The sequence below is a fragment of the Brevibacillus humidisoli genome (assembly GCF_020923435.1).
Taxonomy (GTDB): Bacteria; Bacillota; Bacilli; order Brevibacillales; family Brevibacillaceae; genus Brevibacillus_E; species Brevibacillus_E humidisoli.
The window spans coordinates 4008870-4028905 of record NZ_CP087263.1 but is presented as its reverse complement, the minus strand read 5'-3'; the positions used below and the strand labels follow the sequence as shown (position 1 = coordinate 4028905).

The 20036-nt window shown below is 52.1% G+C and carries 14 protein-coding genes; 13 read left to right on the top strand and 1 reads right to left on the bottom strand.

Annotated elements, in window-relative coordinates; translation table 11 throughout:
- Positions 1-313 precede the first annotated feature (313 nt).
- From LOK74_RS19650 to LOK74_RS19625, 6 genes are all read left to right on the top strand, one after another.
- Complete coding sequence (locus LOK74_RS19650) at positions 314-898, top strand: hypothetical protein (protein ID WP_230043685.1); 585 nt, start codon at positions 314-316, stop codon at positions 896-898.
- Entirely contained in the window at positions 895-1713 is an 819-nt protein-coding gene (locus LOK74_RS19645) for a copper amine oxidase N-terminal domain-containing protein (RefSeq protein ID WP_230043684.1), read from the top strand. The genes LOK74_RS19650 and LOK74_RS19645 overlap by 4 nt, the downstream gene beginning before the upstream one ends.
- 359 nt (positions 1714-2072) lie before the next feature.
- Positions 2073-6197 (top strand): hypothetical protein, encoded by a 4125-nt coding sequence (locus LOK74_RS19640; protein ID WP_230043683.1) that lies wholly within the window; start codon positions 2073-2075, stop codon positions 6195-6197.
- 88 nt (positions 6198-6285) lie between these two features.
- A complete protein-coding gene (locus LOK74_RS19635) occupies positions 6286-8730 on the top strand; it encodes a lipase/acyltransferase domain-containing protein (RefSeq protein ID WP_230043682.1) in 2445 nt (814 codons plus the stop codon).
- Between the two features lie 118 nt (positions 8731-8848).
- Positions 8849-9352, top strand: a complete 504-nt coding sequence (locus tag LOK74_RS19630; RefSeq protein WP_230043681.1) for a YwhD family protein — start codon at positions 8849-8851, stop codon at positions 9350-9352.
- 249 nt (positions 9353-9601) lie between these two features.
- Complete coding sequence (locus LOK74_RS19625) at positions 9602-9883, top strand: hypothetical protein (protein ID WP_230043680.1); 282 nt, start codon at positions 9602-9604, stop codon at positions 9881-9883.
- Between the two features lie 57 nt (positions 9884-9940).
- Here LOK74_RS19625 and LOK74_RS19620 read toward each other — a convergent pair whose 3' ends face one another.
- Entirely contained in the window at positions 9941-11989 is a 2049-nt protein-coding gene (locus LOK74_RS19620) for a transglycosylase domain-containing protein (RefSeq protein WP_230043679.1), read from the bottom strand.
- A gap of 540 nt (positions 11990-12529) precedes the next feature.
- Here LOK74_RS19620 and speE point away from each other — a divergent pair.
- The 7 genes from speE to kamA all read left to right on the top strand — a co-directional run bounded on the left by speE (position 12530) and on the right by kamA (position 19802).
- Positions 12530-13363, top strand: a complete 834-nt coding sequence (gene speE / locus LOK74_RS19615) for a polyamine aminopropyltransferase (RefSeq protein WP_230047068.1) — start codon at positions 12530-12532, stop codon at positions 13361-13363.
- A gap of 15 nt (positions 13364-13378) precedes the next feature.
- Positions 13379-14251 carry an agmatinase gene (speB, locus tag LOK74_RS19610; RefSeq protein WP_230047067.1) on the top strand — a complete coding sequence of 291 codons (873 nt, stop codon included), beginning with the start codon at positions 13379-13381 and terminating at the stop codon, positions 14249-14251.
- Positions 14252-14376: 125 nt separating this feature from the next.
- Complete coding sequence (locus LOK74_RS19605) at positions 14377-15744, top strand: MFS transporter (RefSeq protein ID WP_230043678.1); 1368 nt, start codon at positions 14377-14379, stop codon at positions 15742-15744.
- Positions 15745-15851: 107 nt separating this feature from the next.
- Complete coding sequence (locus LOK74_RS19600) at positions 15852-16268, top strand: YwiB family protein (protein ID WP_230043677.1); 417 nt, start codon at positions 15852-15854, stop codon at positions 16266-16268.
- A 27-nt stretch (positions 16269-16295) separates the two neighbouring features.
- Positions 16296-16688: a hypothetical protein gene (locus LOK74_RS19595; RefSeq protein ID WP_230043676.1), complete on the top strand. Its 393-nt coding sequence runs from the start codon at positions 16296-16298 to the stop codon at positions 16686-16688.
- 61 nt (positions 16689-16749) lie between these two features.
- Entirely contained in the window at positions 16750-18210 is a 1461-nt protein-coding gene (locus LOK74_RS19590; RefSeq protein WP_230043675.1) for a sigma-54 interaction domain-containing protein, read from the top strand.
- A gap of 242 nt (positions 18211-18452) precedes the next feature.
- Positions 18453-19802: a lysine 2,3-aminomutase gene (kamA, locus tag LOK74_RS19585; protein ID WP_230043674.1), complete on the top strand. Its 1350-nt coding sequence runs from the start codon at positions 18453-18455 to the stop codon at positions 19800-19802.
- The last annotated feature ends 234 nt before the right edge of the window (positions 19803-20036 follow it).

Below are 20036 nucleotides of genomic sequence, written 5' to 3'. Positions count from 1 at the left end.
TATTTATAAGGTTATACTTGGAAAGGTAAGAAGAGGAAGAAAGATTAATCCGATGAAACTAGTAGGGTGTTCTGCAAGCGTTTTGTAAGCATTCTGAACGGTTCTTGATTAAGGATTTTTAATCTTTCCTGAATCGGGGTGTTTTTCGATCTTTTTTCTCATTGTCAGGTTGTCAGGCTGCTCTCTTTTTCGGTTCACTTGGCGTGAGTATGGATAGCTGGTTTTGTGAAAAGAGATTGCGAGAGAATCAGGGGATGGCTAGAGCCAGCAGGTTCCGAGAGAAACAGTAATGTTTATGGAGGGGGGAACGGGCATGTACACTGCCAAGCAAAAACAAGCAAGCAGTCAGGGAAAGCGAACAGTCAAATGGGTTGTGCTTGCGCTTGTGATTCTTTGCTCTTTTTTGGTCGGTTTTTGGAGTGGGAACGCTGATCCTGCATCTCCGGTGATGGAGAGGAGCGACCTGGAATGGGCGCAAGAGCAGGGCTATTTAAAAGCGGGGATCGAATCAGAAAAACAGATTACCCAAGCCGAGTTTTTGAACGGCGTGATGAAGCGCTATGGAGAGTGGCAGACCGGCTTAACCGTGCCAAAAGGGGCGGAGAATCACTGGGCGGCCGATGTGTACGCTCTGGCCAAAGGAAAGGGAGTAATCGATTGCTCTTGCCAGATCAAGCCGGATGAGCCGATCACCACGGATGAGGCTGTGAAGTTTGTCATGCTGGCGATCAACACGAAAGCGAACAAGCAGCTGACCAACTTTGAAGAGGTGCAATCCTGGATCAAACAGGACGGGGAAGCGTTGGTGACGTATCAGGATGCGGCGACGCTGATCCGCAAGATGGATGAGCTGTACCGGTATCACAAGTTGATTCCACAGGAGGAGAATGCGTCATGAGAACATGGATGAACCTTGCATTGGCTGTTGTTATGGTGTTTGGGATCTTATTTGCTTCTGCTGCTGCGGCTGCCGATGAGTCGCCTGCGGAGATCCGCGTGCAGGTGGATGGGAAGATGATCGAGTTTCCGGATGCCAAGCCTTACATAGATCCTACGAATAATCGGACGATGGTGCCGGTGCGGTTTGTGAGCGAGGCGTTGGGGGCGGAAGTGACGTGGGACCCGGTGAAGCGGAAGGTGCGGATGGAGAGGGAAGGGAAAGTCGCTGCTTTGTATGTCGGTAGCAAGAAGGTTGATGTACACAACCGCACGTTTTACATGGATGCCACCCCCGTGATTCATGATGGTCGTACCTACGTTCCGTTGCGTTTTGTCAGCGAGGCGTTTAACCAGGATGTGAAATGGGACGAGAAGGAACGGCTTGTTACCATCACGCCTCTGCCTGAGCTTCCTGAACGAACGGATAGCAAACTGCACAAACGAAATCCGGCTGCAGAGGCGGCAATGGTCAGCTTTGTGAACAGCATTGAAGTGAAGAATGGATACGTGGAAGCTGTTATGCCGAAGACTCCGGACGGGTATCAGTTGAAAATCGATTACTACGATGAAAGCGATGGACTTTGGGGCAATCGAAAGTTTGATGTAATCGAGCTTCAAGACAGGTACAAGGCAGGTGAAAAATTCAAGATACAAGTGCATGGGCAAGGTGGTTTTTTTGCAATGTCTGTCTTTAGAGGGGAAGTGGGCGTAGGTGGTGTTTCTGTCATTGTCCCATCTTTAGAAGCTAAATGGTCAATTGAGAGGGAGATATGAAAAGAGCTTTTGAAGTAACAACCACTTGTTTGTTAATATTTTCATTGCTACTAACGAGTACAGTTACAATTCCTATCTCAGTTACTGCGGCTACGGAACCGGCCTATGGACCATTTGAATACAGCAAGGATAGGACTTATAGCTTTACAGGTGACTTGCGGCCAACTGGCTTGGAAAACCCCGATACTCGGCAGGCTTGGCATCTCTGGCACAAGGACAACTTTGTAGGAGCTGTCAGTAACTCTCTTAACGGGGTTACGTTTGACCTGCGGCCCGATTCGTCACAAGGAGAAGGAGAATGGGATTTAAGCCGTAGGTCAGGTTATCACGTGGTACCGTGGGAAGAGTCTGCTGTCAAGATGATAGTGGCTGCAGCTAACGGAAATCCCGATTGGGTTTGGAGAGAAGGAAAGAGCCAGACAGAGCCTGACCCGGACAATCCGGGCAGAAGAGTCCCGATTATCAAAAGTTTTTCCGTTGCACAACGGTATGAATGGGTAGACTTTGGAAGCCTGGTCCGTCTCAGCGGTGGTGGAAGCCCGAACGAACGCCGAACGGGAGATGGTGTTTCCGACCCGTTGTTCACAACGGAGTGGGATACGACTCCAAAGCCGTTGATAAATTCGATCAAGTTTAACGGCGTAGAAGTTGCTCGGAACAATCAGGGGGACAATCATTCGCCCTTGATCACGAACTATATCCATAAAGCCGATGCGGGTCCAATCCAAGTAAATATCACACAAACGGTCTACGGGATAAACCCGACTCGTAACATACTGGAAGTCTACTTCGATGGGTTCAAAGACGATAGCCTTGGCATCGTAACGAATGATTCTGCAGCCGGTTCTTATCAAATCAATCATTCATTTACGATCAGTAACCCTGCCAGCTTACAGCCTGGTATGAGCCATGAAGTAAAGTTCCGTGTGTTGGATGACTTTCATCGAGAAGCATATGTCACGGTCCGTTATACCGTAGAAGGAGAGTGTGACCCCACCGCATCCGGCACCTGGGGAACAATCAAGCCTGCGGGGGAGTCCTCCAGCACCGTTCCATCGATGGGAACGTTTGAACTTCCCGAAGGAAGTGATGAAGTAACTCTGACGTTTGATAAGCCGGGTAGACTAAAAGTAGATGGCGTTGACTTCGGAGGGGTTAGTCAGACATTTCGTGTGCCGATCACGGGTCCAACAACGGTTTATTATCTATCAGAAGATGGAACCGATTGTTGGCAAAAAAGTATCGTCCCAACTGTTCCTGACGATGAATGCGACCCTGAGCTATCGACATTCCAAATGCCGGTGGACCCGTTTCCGCATAACCGGCGTGTGTTGGAGAGTGGCGGCTTCTATGCATTAGAACGAGATACGGACACCCTTCAATTCTGGCCGGGAGTGAAAGGAACCTATTACAAAAACGGCAGCATAGTCGCTGAAAACAAGGAGACGTTCAGTATTCCCGTTAGCGCATCGGAAGGTTCTTTTACGATTAAGTTCGTCAGTGAAGAAGGCCAATGCTGGGAGCATCGATTTGGTTGGCAATCAGCGGAGGATACATACTCCTGTCCAAAAGTCGAGTATTCGCTCAATCGCAACGATGATAAGACTGAACGGGTTGGAGATGGGGATACCATCTATATCCGCCCAGGAACCTACCTGCGACTGGATGCTTATTACCTTGATGAAGAAGGAGATCGAACGGGAGCAAGGGTATTCTGGCATATGAAAACACCGAGTGGCAAGATCCGCCATTATGACGATAACCTTACCAGCGTCTTTACTTATGACCGGTTCGACGAAGAGATGGGGACGTATGAGATCTGGATCTCCTTTGATCCGAACAGCAAATCAGGTGAATCGTGGATCGAGCAAGGCTGCTCCTGGAAGATGTTTGTGGTAGTGGAAGATTCGTATCAGTGTGAGCAGGTGACGGTGGAGGGATTTGTCGGAAGTCGCAGTGTGTCCATGTCCGGCAGTGGTACGCAGTCATCTCCTTATCGATTACAGATTCCATTCGGGGCCAATCCGGAACAAGATTACGGTGTTCGCCTTTCTTACAATGGCGAGAGCTGGAATATTCCAGAGGAATGGACCATCTATGATAAGAACGGCACCGACATTACCAGGGAGTACAGCTGGAGTGGGGGAGAGAATAGGCTGTACAGCGCAATAAAATATCTGGATACAGACACTTTGCCTCATCTGATTGTGGTGAAGGTAAACTACACCAACCAGTCTGATTGTATCAGGTATATCGAGATCAGTATGGGAGAGTTCTCCTGCGATGATGTGTGGGTTAAGGCGGAAGTAGATGGAGATAGGGTCTCCATGACAGGAACAGGTACGCAATCCAATCCTTATGAGCTGGATCTACGATTGGGGGGCAGATACGACGTAGATTTTACTGCTTTCTATGATAGTTCATACAAGGGAGTCACAGCTGATTGGGAGCTGACCAAGGATGGATCGACCTACTCCCGGATTGTAAACGACGATAACCCGTTCTCGCACACCTTTAGTGACTCATCTGATGCAAGCTATACGCTTCGAGTTACCGTCCATGTCGGTTCCGAAACGTGTATCGTCTACATCAAGGTCAACGTGAAACCCGTCGATTGTAGTGATGCCTACATTAGTGCCTTCTATGATGGAATCGCACTTGATGAAGGTGACGGAGACGGTTCGCTATCGGCTCCATATGAGATTAATATCTTAAAATCCGGTAAAGAGACACTCTTTCGTGCCAGGTTCAACATGCAGGATGCAGACGCCAATTGGACACTGAAACGTGGGTCATTCACAGGGACCACCATTGAAACAGAAAGTGGACAAGTAGAGTTTTCGTATCGGTTTACGGATACATCGGTCACAACGTACTACCTGATCGTGGAGATTGATACGGGTACAGAGCCGTGCACCAAGTACATGATCATTCATTTGACAGACAAAGTTTGTACCGGATATCTCCATGTCGGTGTTGTACTCGAGGGAGAAACCCAGTGGATCTTAAATCAAGACGGGAAAACCGTTACTGTTGAAGCCGAGCATGTGGATACAATTGCTGCGTTCGTGGGTTACTGGCCCAACCAATGGGAGGGGGCTTTTTACAAAGCCGATTGGACTGGTACTCGATCCAATGAAAGTCCTGCAGAGGGCCTCTACGCAATGTTTGATGTAGAACCTGGTACGTATCACATCAAAGGCGTCGTTAATGAAGACAGTTTCGATCAATTAAATGTCGGATGTGAATACAGCGTGACCGTCGTGGTTACAGGAAACGAAACCCCTGATCCTGGCGGCGATCTAGATGGCGGCGAGGTCGAGATCCGTATCTACGATTCCCGCAACCGTATGCTTCGTGACGCGGCGGATGGCGTGTGGGAACGTGAGCCGGCGCGAATCGAGGTGACGATTGATCAGAACAAGATTCGGGAGGCATTTTCCCAGATCGATGACCAGATTAATCAAAAGGCAACCGAGCAAAAAAACGAGTGGGAGAGCAGATACTCTGGTCCGGAATATGAGAATGTGATGGTTACAATCTCGCCTCCGGTCTGGAATTCAGAGACAAGCCCTACGACAGAGTGGCCGTCGACTCTGCGATTAAGCCTAGAGGGGCCAGGAACTGACCAGACCTTTTCCCTCCAGCCGAAACGACAGACTCAATCTCACACGTACACAGGAACGATTCGCCCTACGATCACAACATGGGGGAAATCGCTTCATTCGGAGAACTATCGGGCCACAGTGGATAGTTTTGTGATAACCGTACCTTATCAGGTAGAGATCGATGTCTCCTATGAGATGTGTGAGGCGGCTGTGGACCCGGATACGGGAGATCCGCTTCCCGATCAGGAGAGGGTGTGTACGCCAGGAACAGACAGTGATGCGATCTCCGGTACGTTTACGGTTACGGTACTCGGCGATGAAGCGTTGTTTGAGGTGTATGAACCCAACGCCAGAGGCTGGTTAGCCCATACCGCTGAATGGGCGGAGTACCACGCACGCGACCGATATCCGGCAAGTCAACCCAACGACTTTTACGCTGGTGAGCGAATCCTGACCCGAGTGCAGTTGGACGCACGACATCGACACCCGTACAGCGGACAATATCCGCAAATCCTCTCTGCAACGGCTTGGATATCAGAGAGAGGACGGGCTTCCGACATGCTTGCTTCCACGCTTGCCTTACAGCAGCAGAGCAACACACTCTGGGGCGGACCCCAGCATTCCGTGGAGAAACTGGGGCTGCGTGAAGTGGGGGTAGACATACCGTTGATGGGCGACAAGCAGAGAGGATTTGCAAAGGATTCCACCTATGCCGTCCATTTCACGGTTCAATTCGCATTTGGTGTCAGAAAAGGCTTCGTCTATCCCGACAAATCCGTTTATACCGGCCACGAACAGCAGGATTACCGTACCGTATTTCGGATTATCGCCAACGCCTGGGAGCGGCAGGGCATCCGCAATCACACGACACAATAACAGATGCAAGAAATCGTAAGAAAATATGTTTGCACCCCCTATTGTCTTTTTCTACGGTGTAAAGGGAGAAGACAAGGGGGGTTTTGTCTTGAAAAGAAAGAGTTTACGATATATGACGCTGGTCCTTGTCGCCCTATTGGAACTTCATTTCACTATGGGGATGTCAGCTGCAGAGGTTCGTGCGGTTGGGGGGAACGATCCAGCAGGTTTTCACAGGCAACAACCGCAGTGGGATGCTTCAACAGAGCAGGCAGCAGCGGTCTCACCGACCTTGTCGGCAGAGCGCAGGAGCAGCCTGTCTCAGCGTCAACACGATCGTTACCGCTATGAGATGGAGCCGAACAACACCCCCCGTTACGCTGATTGGACGTTTCCAGACATACCAGCCTACGGTCGAATCTCGAAAAGCGGCGATCTTGATTACTGGAAGGTAAAGGCCTCTCAAGAGGGGACCTTGATCGCCGTACTGGAAGATATTCCACCGGGGCGGCATTACGTGCTCTCCTTGTACGATGATCAGCAGCGAATCCTGGATCAGTCGGACGGCAGGGGAGAGCGCCAGCAGGTAGAAGCAGAAGGAGTCGAGCAGGATCGATGGTATTACATCGCTGTCACGGCAGAGGGATTTGAATACGATACGAAACACTACTACCACTTGGATGTGCATGTGGCCGCATCGAAAGAGGATTCATCTACGATCGGACCAGATCGATTCGAAGCCAATAACCGTCTGGACGATTCTACTGCCATTCCCTACGATGACAGGTTGACCCAAAACAGACTGACCCCAAACAGCCTGACAGCAACCCTCCATGAGAAGGATGACGTCGATTATTACACGTTTACGCTCAGGCTCGCCTCAACCATCGAAGTAAGCCTGAAATCAGCCCAGGAGAAGGATCTCATCTTGTCTTTGCTCGACAGGAGGGGCAGAGTGCTGGCGCGTTCGGTCGATCAGCAGAAAAAGAAGACACTTCTGTTTCACGGTGACCCTGGCAACTATTACATCAAGATTGAGTCGATACAGTCCGCTTCGTTTACGGCACAGTCTTACACCCTGACCAGCCGTATTCAGACGATCCCGGTGATTCTGATTCCTGGCATTGGCGGATCAAGGCTGATGGTGACTGAGGAGGGGAAAAGCAAGGAAGCGTGGCTCGACATCGCCAACATGCCGGTTGATCGGATCCTTGCCGTACACCGACGAGTCCTTCCGCTCGTCCCGAAAAAACCAGGCAGTACAGAGATGGTCCAGCGAGAACCGGGGGTGACAATCGCCCCTGAAACGGGTGATGCCGGGTTTCGGGCTACCGCTTTTTTGTCCTATGATTCGCTGCTCAAACAGCATACCGAACAGTTTGCCAGCCTGGCGGAACACCTGCAGAAGATCGGCTATGTGAAAGGCATTTCTTTGTTTGCTCATCCGTATGACTGGAGACTGAGCAACGTTGAAAACGCCGTACGGTTAAGAGAACGGGTCGATGAAGCACTGAGAGCATCGGGGGCAGGGCAGGTACAGTTGGTCGCCCACAGCATGGGTGGACTGCTGGCGCGGGAGATGCTGCTTTCTTATCCGGCCTATCAGCCCAAAACGAGACGCTTGATCTATCTAGGCACGCCGTTTCTGGGAGCACCCCGCGCTTATCAAGCGATCAAGTTCGGATACGACTTTGGGATTCCGCTCATTTTTAGTCCGGAAACCGGGAGACAGATCGCTATGTACGCTCCTGCTGTCTACCAACTGCTGCCATCGAGGGCGTACGTCGAGCGGCAAAGCTACCTGTACACAATGCCGGATCTCTATAGGCCAAACAAAGGTGGACGTGAAGCGTTGGATTACGAGAGTATCTATAACCATCCGGCTGCCCAACTGCCGTATGCCCCGCTGGTGCGCCAGGGCGATCTGTTGCATCGGAAGTGGGACCAAACTGAAATACAGGTATCGCAGTATTCTATTATTGGGCAGGGACACACAACCCTACAGGGGTACAACCTGTTTCCACGGAGCGAGTGGCACCTCCCGCTGTACGATTCAGAGGGAGATGGGACGGTTCCGTTTCACAGCGCCAACCACTCTGGTGCCAACATTCGCAAAAAATTTTATGTTGCGGAAACACACGCCAAACTCCCGGTCAATCCCCGCGTGATCCAGCAAGTAATCCAGCTCTTGCTGGGAGTGGAAACGGTTCAAGCCGGGATGAGCGATTCACCTCTCTCCACAAAGCCTTTCGACTATTACGTCATCTACAACAGGGACGGTACCTTTCCAGAGGTGACGATTGAAGCTGGGGGGCAGCGCTTTCGGACGGCGGCGATGAAGGCAGCGTCGATCAAGCAGAAGATCCCGCAGACCGATCCGTTTGAAGTGGAGTTTCATGGCAATGTGATCGTCGTCATCCCCAAAGCAGGCGGTCCACAGCCGAAGATCAGGGATGCGCAGTCTGGTGGAATGAAGCGTTCTGCCAGGGGATCACAGTTGGTAGTAGAACGGCAGCACTCGACAACGCCGCTTTCCCTGCACGATAAGCAGTAATCCGGTCAAGTCGTTGGCTGATCCTACGGACGGGATCATACAGTAGAGAAATTGCACCGTCGACAGCTTTCAGGGTACAATAGAAACAAGAATGACTGGAGTATGGAGGATGTGCAGGATGGACTTGTTAAATAACAAGAAAAAAAGCGGGTTTACAATCATGAGCCAGACCACCGATGTACACGGCGGGTACGGTCAGGGAGTGCTCGACCTCAGTTCTGTTTCATCGGTGATTATTGATGGGGACGAAGCCTATATCGATATGGGCGCCCTGCATGCCAAAAGTGCAGTTGAAAAAGGAATCAAGTGGACGGCCAACAAGGAAGAAGTGCCCAATGGCAAACCGTATTGGGTTGTATGGGTGACGGTTGATCGCAATGAAAAAGGCCCCTACTACGCAGGGGTCACCGCTTGCTACATGGAAATTGATCGCGAGGCCAGACGCGGTTACAAGCTGCTGCCGGAACACGTCAACCGGATGGACTACTCGATGAAGCGACGGATCATGGTCTCGGAATTAGACGGAACGGCTAAACAGGCATTACAAAAGCTGTTGATGACACACAACCCGCAGATGTGGGAAAACTCCACAGACGAATTAAAAGAAGCGTTGGCATCGTAGCTGCTCTGCTCGATGAGCACCTGGATGCCAAAAATGAACGGTCTGTGAACAAAATGTGAAAGCGATTGTACCAGCATTTCAACTCAGGTAAACTAACGATACAACTGCATACGTTGTTTTACACTAGGTCAGCAAACAGGGAAAGATTCCGTCGTCTTTCCCTGTTTGTCTTTTTTTACAGCATATTGCGCTCTGCCTGCGGCACACTAGCGTTAAACGGCTTCATCATTACAAAGCGAGGTGTTGACATTGGATCTGACCAACCAATCCGTTCAGCAGACAGATGTTGTGAAGGAACTGTTCGCCCGACATGGAGGCGTCCACTTCCAGGCCCTTGTCCCTGCGGAAGAGATCAACCACTTTGTGGCGAGACTTTCTGCAGGAAAACGGGAGAGCATGTTTGAAGTGATGAAAGAGTTGGAGAAGGCCGGATACATCTCCATTCTCAACGATCACGTCTTCACCGACGGCAATGGCGTTGTCGGCGGAGGCGAGCTTGGTGAAGGCGAAAACGGAACAACCATGTCATAGGGCAGCCACTCCCGAATTCCCGCGGCATAGGGCAACTACACTCTCGAACTTGCACAGCTACCGTCCCCACCAGCCGCCGAACCGCTGCCAGAACGACTGATCATCTGGCGGCTCAATTGGTTTCGGCGGTTCATCCGATTCAGGCAGGTGATCCGTGCAGAATTCCTTCGGCTCTGTCCCTTGGGCAAAGTACTCCAATTGAGGATTGGGACAGTTCTCTGTGGCTAGTTTGTGGCTGACCGGGTCAACGTAGACGGAGATCACACCAGCCGGCATTTCAAACAGTGTTGGCGGTCGATCCGACAGCGCATTTTCCGTGAATTCCGCCCAGATCGGGGCTGCCAAGGGGGCGTCCCGGACAGGATCGATCTTACGGCCTTCGTCATACCCGACCCAGACGGTGGTGACTAGTTCCGGTGTAAATCCGACCAGCCACGAATCGTAATCAGTAGATCCCGTTTTTCCCGCGACCGGACGGTTTAACAGATGGGCTACCCGATAGGCAGTTCCTTTCGGTTCAAACACGCTCTGCATCATTTGTGTCAGCAAAAAGGAGGAAACTGGGTCGGCCACCTGTACTTTTTCTTGCTCTTCTTCGACAAGGACGTTGCCTTCGCTGTCCACGATTTTTGTAATGGCTATCGGTTTCACCCGTTCCCCCAGGTTGGCAATCGTGGCATAGGCCGCCGTCATCTCATACGGGGAAACCGGTGATGTACCCAGTGCCAGCGAAGGAACCGCCTGCAGGGGACTGGTGATGCCCAGCGTCTTCGCTTGTTCAACCAGAGCCTGCGGCGATATCTGCTCTATTGTCTTCACGGCGTAGATGTTATCCGATGTTGAGATAGCTTCCTGGAGCGTGATGAAATCGTGGGCGTACTTATCCCCGAAATTGTGAGGGGCGTACTGCTTTCCATTGTCATAGGTGAACACCGTCGGTTCACTTTTCATCAGGGTCAGCGGCGTAAAACCCTCCTTGAGCGCAGCCATGTACAGAAACGCTTTAAAGGAAGAGCCTGGCTGACGTTTGGCGAACACGCGGTTGTACTGACTCTTTTGGTAATCGCGACCGCCAACAAACGCTTGGATGTGACCGGTTGTGGGATCGATCGCCAGTAAGGCTGTCTGCAGTTCTGGATTTGCCTTTTTCATGTGATTGGCGATCGCCTGTTCCGCTTTTTTTTGCATCTCATAGTCCAGCGTGGTATAGATCTTCAGGCCGCCATGAATAAAGGTGTCCTCGTCGATGCCGTACTTTTCCTTAACCAGATTGGCTACATAGTCACGAAAATAGGGAGCCGCAACAGGCTGCTGCCTCTCCTCCGGGGTGGTGTAGATCAACTGCTCGGCGTAGGCTTCTTCCATCTGTTCCGGACTGATGTATCCCTCCCTGACCATTGCCTGCAGGACGAGCTTTTGACGGTTTTTGGCCCGATCCTCATCGTTAAACGGCGAGTAGTAGGTGGGCCCTTTAGGAATCCCTGCGAGCATGGCACTCTCTGCCAGGGTCAGATCTTTGGCATCTTTTCCAAAGTAGGTTTGTGCTGCAGCCTGGGCGCCATAAGCAGAGGAGCCGTAGTAGATTTCGTTCAGGTACATTTCGAGAATCTCCTGCTTGCTGTAGTTGAGCTCCAGTTGGACGGTCAACAGTGCTTCCTTGATCTTTCGCTCCCAGGTTTTGTCCAGTGTGAGGTACAGGTTGCGGGCCAGCTGTGCTGTTATCGTACTGGCTCCCTGGTCCTTGTCCATATTCTTCAGATTTACATAGACGGCCATCAGGATCCGTTTCAGATCGAATCCGTAATGCTGCCAGAAATAACGGTCCTCAATGGAGACGGTTGCCTGTGCCAGATAAGGCGAGATATCCTTGAGCGGGACAACGAATCTGTTTTCGCCGCGGTGCAGTGTGTCCAGCACTTGGCCGCCATTGGCGTAGATCGTTGTTGTTTGCTTGATATTTGCTTCTGGCAGCGGTTGGGAACGCAGATAAAGAACAGCCAACAAAATAAGAAAAGAACCAAATAAGACACTGAATATACCAAACTTGATCAGCCGCTTCAGCCAGCGCAGCCAGCGAATCAAGGGGGCTTCGCGAACCACTTCCACCGTTGTCACATCCTTTCCGAATCGTCCCGCTTCCGGCTCATCAAAACATCGTCTAAAAAGCGGTCAGTGATCTGATACCAACTTTTGCAAATCAAGACGATAGAGCGCGCGAGCTGCAAAATCCGTTTATTTTGGAAGCTTCTCGCCCGAATCGGTCATACTGTATGAAGAGCAAATCAATCTCTGTATGAGTGCATGTCCATACACGCTTTGACTGAATGCAAGCCTGTCCAGCCTCTTAAACAGCAAGCCTGTCCAGCTATTATTCAATCAGCAAAAACCGACCCATCAGGCACCAAAAGCCAGTCGAGTGGTAGTATCCAGTATGGGACAATCGAACAGTGACTATACTTGCCTGCAACCCTGGGAAAAAACCCTTGCATTTTGAGAGTCAGCTACTATAATTCTTGTTGACGTGCAAAAACGGACGGATTGATCTGCCGGTTTGAAGCGTCCTGCCTGTGGGTCGGACAAGCACGTATGGGGCGCGGAAAACCGCTGCCAGAGATGAACGTCAAGAGGAGGCGTAAACAGATGGATATGGAGTTGTGGTACACGGAGAAACAGACGGAAAACCATGGGATTACGACGAAAATCACCGAAACTTTACATAGTGAAAAGAGCGAGTTTCAGCAGATCGACGTAATCAACACAAAGCAGTTTGGGCGCATGCTGGTCTTGGATGGCATGGTGATGACTACCGACGTCGATGAGTATGTCTATCATGAGATGATCTCGCACGTAGCACTCAACACCCATCCCAATCCGAAAAAAGTGCTGGTAGTCGGCGGTGGTGACGGTGGGGCGATTCGCGAAATCGTGAAGCACGCCTCGGTTGAAAAAGCGGTTCTCGCCGAGATTGACGGCCGCGTGATTGAGACCTGCAAAACCTACTTCCCCCACATCGCCAGCGAACTGAGCGGCAATCCGCGCGTTGACGTGCAGGTGATTGACGGCGTGAAGCATATCCACGACAACAAAGGGGAATACGACGTGATTTTGGTCGACTCGACAGAACCGGTCGGTCCTGCCGTCGGTCTGTTTGAAAAAGGTTTCTACCAGGGGATTTACGATGCGCTGAAGCCGGATGGCATCATGGTGGCGCAAACTGAATCGCCTTGGTTTAATCGCGATCTGATCAAGCGCGTCTTCCGCGATCTGAAGTCGATCTTCCCGGTTACTCGCTTGTACACGGCGAGCATCCCTACCTATCCGTCCGGGCTGTGGAGCTTTACGATTGCTTCCAAGCAGTATGACCCGCTGGAAGTAGATCCCGTCCAGATCAAGGATTTGGACACGAAATACTACTCTCCGGAACTGCACCATGCCGTATTCAAGCTGCCCAAGTTTGTGCAGGAATTGACCCGCGACTAGGAGGCTCCGGTCATGATGCGATTTGATGAGGCATACTCCGGCAACGTATTTATTCGCAGTCATCCTGACTATGCAGAGAGTCAAGCTGTCATTTACGGGATGCCGATGGACTGGACAGTCAGCTTTCGACCGGGCTCCCGTTTCGGCCCTGCCCGCATCCGTGAAGTCTCGATTGGTCTGGAAGAGTACAGTCCGTACCTCGACCGCCTGTTGGAGGAGATTACCTACTTTGATGCCGGGGACATACCGCTTCCTTTTGGCAACGTAGAGGGCAGCCTGGAGGCGATTCGTTCCTTTGTCCGGCAGGTGCTGGCTGACGGAAAAATGCCGATCGGACTTGGCGGGGAACACCTCGTCACCTGGCCGGTGATCCAGGCTGTATACGAGAAGTACAAGCAGGATTTGGTCGTCTTCCACTTTGACGCTCATACCGATCTGCGTGACCATTACGAAGGGTATCCGTATTCTCACTCTACTCCGATCAAAAAAACTTGCGACTTGATTGGCGGCAAGAATGTCTACTCGTTTGGCATCCGCAGTGGGATGAAGGAAGAATTCGAATGGGCCAAAGAAAATATGCATCTGTACAAGTACGATGTGTTGGAGCCGATCAAACAAGTGCTACCGACGATTGGCAGTCGTCCGATCTATTTGACCATCGACATCGATGTACTGGACCCGTCGGCCGCTCCCGGTACAGGGACGACCGAAGCAGGCGGGATTACCTCCCGTGAACTGCTGGAGACGATCCACTACATGGCGCAAAACGGCGCCAAGGTGATTGGATGCGATCTGGTCGAGGTAGCTCCCGTATACGATCATAGCGAGATGACACAGATTGTCGCTTCCAAAATCATTCGCGAACTGCTGCTCGGTTTTGTGAAGTAAACTGCTCCCCCTCAATCCCGGACAGGATTGGGGTTTTTCTTTTTTATTTTTTAAACAAAAATATTTACAAAGTATCATAATTTCAGTATCCTATACGTGAAAAGATACGCGAGGGGGCGGTACATATGAAAGAGGTCTTCAGCAACCCCAATTTTCGCAAGCTGTTTTTATCCAATCTATTCTCTGGCTTTGGTCAGGGGATGAGTATGATCGGCATCTCCTGGTACCTGGTCGATACGACGGGTTCTGCCCAACTGCTTGGTTCGACGATGTTTATCTCGGCGATCCTGATGTTTTTTGTCGGCCCGTTTGTGGGAACGGTGATTGACCGCTTTTCCCACAAAAAGATTTTGCTGCTGATGAACACAGGAGCATTTCTCGTGATCGGTCTGCTGGCCGTTTGGGGATTTTTTGGTTCTTACACCGAAGGGATGCTGATTGCGATATTTTTTGCCACCACACTGGTTTACCAGATCCACTACCCGACGCAATCAGCTCTGGTGCAGGAGAACTTCGATGAGAAACAGTACAAACATATCAACAGCCTGCTGGAGATTGAAGGACAGACAGCAAGCATGTTGGCCGGAGCGGCAGCAGGGTTGGCATTGAAATGGTTTGGTCTGCACGTGGTGCTGCTCTACGATGCACTATCGTATCTGCTGGCGTTCCTCCTGCTCTATCGGATTGAGTACACCTTCACGCTGGAAAAGCTGGTGGAAACGTCTCCGCGAACCGGGTGGATGGGGCAGCTACGGCAAAGTCTAACCTATGTAAAAGAGAGACGGGGTTTGTTCCTGTTTGGCATATCCGCGCTGATGCCGTTTATCGCTGTGATGGCGGGCAACCTGTTGGCACCGGTGTTCGTCAGCCGGGATCTCGCGGTTGATGTGAAGTTCTATTCGCTCCATGAGATGACGTATGCGATCGGAGCGGTCGCCGCCGGCTTCCTGATCGCTGCGGTGACGCGCCGGTGGGGCGATACCGCTGCGCTGGTCGGCAGCATCTTGCTGTTCGCGTTGACGATGATTGCGATCGTGGTGATCCCCAATGGCTGGGTATTTGTGGCCTTGTCCACGCTGATGGGCTGGTCCAATGCTTCAGCCCGCCTGATTCGTCAGACGCTGCTGATGGTGATCGTGCCTCGCCAGTTTATGGGGCGGCTGCTCAGCTTTTTTCAGGCCCTCGGCATGATCTTCCGTCTGTTGCTGCTCGGTCTGTTCACACTGATGATCGATATCACCGGTGCTGGCATTGGGTACCTCATCTTGGCCGGTTTGCTTCTGCTCGCGACGTTGGGCGTCTATGTTTCGATGGGTATATTGCTGCGACCGTCAGCCGGGTCCCAAGCGTTCCCGGCGGAGATTGGGGCCCTTCCGTCTGCCACGGCGGCAGCGGCAGTTGCAACTGGAACAACTGCAACTGCAACCGCAAACGCAGCGATCCTGCCGACTTGTACGCCAGCGGCATCGGAGCGGACCGCTTCGGACAAGTGATTACTCAGATCGGCGCCGGACATGGGATGTCCGACACCTCTGGCCGTCCGCTTTCCTTCCAGGCTTATCTACAGTAGAATAAAAGGGAACGAAGGTGAGGATACGGGATGCAGGATGTTCTATTGGACTTGCACAGCAAGCAGAGAAGCGGCGGACAGCTGGAGGAAGTGACTCAACGATACCATTCCAAAGCGGTTGCCAAACCAAGCGGCTGGTTTTTTTCCTATCACGAGTCGATCGGGGACGTGGGCGAAGTACGGACGGTTCTTAAGATTAGCGATGCTGAGGTGACCATACTTCGCCAAGGGTCGCTGGAGATGAAGCAGCGGTTTCAATCCGGTGTGAGTACCGAGTCGATCTATCACAGTCCGTTTGGCCGATTCCGGATGAAGGTGCATACCCGACGGATGCAGGTGACAAAAGAGGGGAACCGTCCCACTGCCGTAGATATCTCCTATCAGCTGTGGTTAAATGATGCCTACGTCGGGGAGGTTGATCTGGCGTTTCAGCTTGACTGGCGGTGAGAACGGCGGGAGGGGAGCGAAAAAACAATGTTTATCCTGATCCATGGATTGATCTCCGGGATGATCTTGGCTGCTTTTTTGGCGTTGTGCGACGGATTGTTTGCGACAGCCACCTTTGCGACACTTTTGGATGTTTCTTATGTCCCAGGTTTGAGCGGGTTGGCACCCATCGTGGAGCTGCTGATTCACTTACTGATCTCCATGGTGATCACATTTGTATTTATCTCTTTCTATCCCCGCTACGGTGGGAAGCCGACGTTGAAATACCTGCTTGGCTGGATCGGAGCGTACGGACTGCTTTATCTGCCGATCTCACTGCTAAGCGGGCAGATGCTGTCTGCTGCCGCCTTTCTGATTTGGCTGATTGGCCATCTGCTCTACACCGCTTATCTGACGGTTGTGGTGGAACGACAGCGTTAATGCCGGAAAATTGGCACTTGTGACGAGAATTCGGCAGCTTTGCCAGAGAGGGGGGACCAGCATGGAAAACTGGCCGATGTCTGATACCGTAGAGATGCTGCAGGCCATTCTGAGTACGATTGATGAAGGGATCCACGTCGTTGACGCCAATGGGATGACCATTTTTTACAACCATGTAGCGGCCAAGCTGGATGGTTTAACCCCTGAAGAAGTGTTGGGAAAACCACTGCTGGAGGTGTTTCCTTCGCTCGACAGGCATTCCAGTACGCTGCTGCGTGTAATTGAAAACGGAGAGCCGATCTACGACCAGCCGCAAACCTATACCAATTGGCGCGGTCTGCGTGTGGAGACGGTCAACACCACGCTTCCGGTGCGGGTGGGGTCACGGCTGGTCGGAGCGGTGGAAGCGGCCAAAGATATTGGAAAATTGCGTGAACTGTCAGAGCGGCTGATCGAGCTGCAAGCCCAGGTGAACAAGCCCAAGCGGGCCAGACGGCAGGAGACGGACGGAGCCGTCTTTCAGTTTGAGGACATCGTGACGCAAGACGAGGCGATGCGGCAGATGATTCAACGGGCCCGACGCGCTTCATCCACCAGTTCGCCGGTCTTGATCTACGGAGAGACAGGTACGGGAAAAGAGTTGTTTGTCCAGTCGATCCACCACGCGTCGCGGCGCAATGGCCGACCGTTTATCGCGCAAAACTGTGCTGCCCTGCCGTCTTCTCTGCTGGAGAGCATCCTGTTTGGTACGACGAAAGGAAGTTTTACAGGAGCAGATGACCGACCCGGCCTGTTTGAGTTGGCAAACGGAGGAAGCTTGTTCCTCGATGAATTGAACAGCATGCCGCTCGATCTGCAAGCCAAGCTTTTGCGTGTCCTGCAGGACGGCCAGGTGCGGCGCATCGGCAGCATGAAGGCGAAGCAGGTAGACGTACGGATTATGGCGGCGACCAACGAACCGCCGCAGCAAGCGGTGGAACGGGGTGTCCTGCGCGCGGATCTGTATTACCGGATCAATGTCGTCTCGTTCGAAATTCCGCCGCTGCGGGAACGGCGCGCCGATATCCCGCTGCTGTCCCGCCATTTTTTGGCCAAATACAATCGTTTGTTTGAGACAAAAGTGGGAGGGTTTGACGAAGCGGTCAGCCGGATGTTTCAAACGTATGACTGGCCAGGCAACGTACGAGAACTAGAACACGTGATTGAAGCGGCACTCAATGTGGTGGAAGGGAAACAACTTTGTCTCGAGCACCTTCCTGACTACTTGATCGAACGTGGCCGCAAAGTACAGGGAGAGCGGACAGCGGAGGCGCTTGCAGGGGAAGGAGCGGCTCTCATTGATGCCCAGCAGGTTGTCGGAAGCCGAAAACTGCGCGATGTCCTGCAGGAGACGGAAGAGATGATGATCGAGGCGGCACTCGCCCAGACAGAGGGGAACATTTTGCAGGCGGCCAAGCTGCTCGGCATCCCGCGGCAAACCCTGCAATACAAGCTGAGTCAACGTTCTTCCACAACACAATAATAAGGAAGTGCCAGTCGAGCTTACTTTTGTGCCGAAAAACCGGCACTCATAACGCCTCCCCATCGGCAGAAGGGGAATGTTGATGTTGACCGGCATACGCTGCGAAACGGAATCTATCGCGGTTTAGCGCGTGTTTATTTAGCCGAATCATCAAAATATACTGATGTTGGCATGAAGATTGCACTCTCTTGTTGCCAAGAACGCGTACGATTACGTACAGCTCGGCGAAGGAGGAGTATGCAATGACTGTAAAAACGCGTGACTGGCGCGACATTGAACTGTGGAAAGACGTAACGGATGAACAGTGGAACGACTGGATGTGGCAATTGACCCACACCATTCGCTCCATTGACGATCTCAAGAAGGTAATCAACCTGACGCCGGAAGAAGAGCAGGGGGTAGGAATTGCCAACCAGACGATTCCGCTCAATATTACTCCGTACTATGCGATGCTGATGGACCCGGATGATCCGACCGATCCGGTGCGGATGCAGTCGGTTCCACTCTCCCAGGAGATGGTTCGCACCAAGTACGACATGGAAGATCCGCTGCATGAGGACCAGGACTCGCCTGTGCCGGGACTGACCCATCGCTATCCTGACCGCGTGTTGTTTTTGGTCACTAACCAGTGTTCCATGTACTGCCGCTACTGTACGCGCCGCCGTTTCTCCGGCCAGATTGGCATGGGCGTACCGAAGAAACAGCTGGACGCCTGTATCGACTATATCCGCAGGACCCCGGAGATACGTGACGTGCTGCTTTCCGGCGGTGACGGCTTGCTGATTAATGACCGCATCCTGGAATACATTTTGAGCGGCCTGCGGGAGATCCCGCATGTAGAGATCATCCGCATCGGGACGCGTGCCCCTGTGGTATTCCCGCAGCGGATCACCGAGAATCTCTGCAACATTCTGCGAAAATACCATCCTGTTTGGTTGAATACCCACTTCAACCATCCAAAGGAGATTACGCCAGAAGCAAAACTGGCGTGCGAAATGCTGGCAGATGCAGGTGTACCGCTCGGCAATCAGGCGGTGATCCTGGCAGGGGTGAACGACTGTCCGCATACGATGAAAAAACTGATGCACGAACTGGTCAAGATTCGCGTCCGCCCGTACTACATCTATCAGTGTGACTTGTCGGAGGGGATCGGTCACTTCCGTGCGCCAGTCAGCAAAGGGATTGAGATCATTGAGCATCTGCGCGGCCATACCTCCGGCTACGCCGTTCCGACCTTTGTGGTCGACGCTCCGCACGGTGGCGGCAAGATTCCGGTGAGCCCCAACTACATCATCTCGCAGTCAGCAGAAAAAGTGGTGCTGCGCAACTTCGAGGGCGTGATTACCTCCTATCCGGAACCAAAGGAGTATCACAAGCACGACGAGGAAAACTGCGAATACTGTCAGGCCGCCAAAGGCAGGAGCGTCGGTATCGCTTCGCTGATGCAGGATGAGCGTGACAATCTGGAGCCTGACGGATTGCCGCGCAACGAGCGGATCAAGTCGACCAAGGTGAAGTCGCTGGCTGACATTCGCCGGGAACAACAAGAAAAAAAGCAAATGAAAGCAGCACCGGAAGCGTCCGGCAAGTAGTCCGCGAGCTGCGCCAAGCAGCAACAGGACCAACCGGCGTGTACGGAGAATGAGAGGCCTTCAACCGACCGAATAAGGATGAAAGTGAGCACCATCTGTACGCAATGCGTCCCGTGATGGTGCTCACTCTTCTGTATTTTGAGATCCTCCATCGTGGGGCGGCTGATTGACTGACGATTTCCATAGCGCTCTTCCTTTTCCTGTGGTATAGTAAAACTGTCAGCAGTGTTCATG

Bases quoted from the DNA above. Each gene is read 5' to 3' on its own strand.
- LOK74_RS19605 (WP_230043678.1), top strand. From the start codon at position 14,377: ATGAAAGAGGTCTTCAGCAACCCCAATTTTCGCAAGCTGTTTTTATCC.
- LOK74_RS19600 (WP_230043677.1), top strand. From the start codon at position 15,852: ATGCAGGATGTTCTATTGGACTTGCACAGCAAGCAGAGAAGCGGCGGA.
- LOK74_RS19645 (WP_230043684.1), top strand. From the start codon at position 895: ATGAGAACATGGATGAACCTTGCATTGGCTGTTGTTATGGTGTTTGGG.
- LOK74_RS19595 (WP_230043676.1), top strand. From the start codon at position 16,296: ATGTTTATCCTGATCCATGGATTGATCTCCGGGATGATCTTGGCTGCT.
- kamA (WP_230043674.1), top strand. From the start codon at position 18,453: ATGACTGTAAAAACGCGTGACTGGCGCGACATTGAACTGTGGAAAGAC.
- LOK74_RS19630 (WP_230043681.1), top strand. From the start codon at position 8,849: ATGGACTTGTTAAATAACAAGAAAAAAAGCGGGTTTACAATCATGAGC.
- LOK74_RS19650 (WP_230043685.1), top strand. From the start codon at position 314: ATGTACACTGCCAAGCAAAAACAAGCAAGCAGTCAGGGAAAGCGAACA.
- speB (WP_230047067.1), top strand. From the start codon at position 13,379: ATGCGATTTGATGAGGCATACTCCGGCAACGTATTTATTCGCAGTCAT.
- speE (WP_230047068.1), top strand. From the start codon at position 12,530: ATGGAGTTGTGGTACACGGAGAAACAGACGGAAAACCATGGGATTACG.
- LOK74_RS19590 (WP_230043675.1), top strand. From the start codon at position 16,750: ATGGAAAACTGGCCGATGTCTGATACCGTAGAGATGCTGCAGGCCATT.
- LOK74_RS19640 (WP_230043683.1), top strand. From the start codon at position 2,073: ATGATAGTGGCTGCAGCTAACGGAAATCCCGATTGGGTTTGGAGAGAA.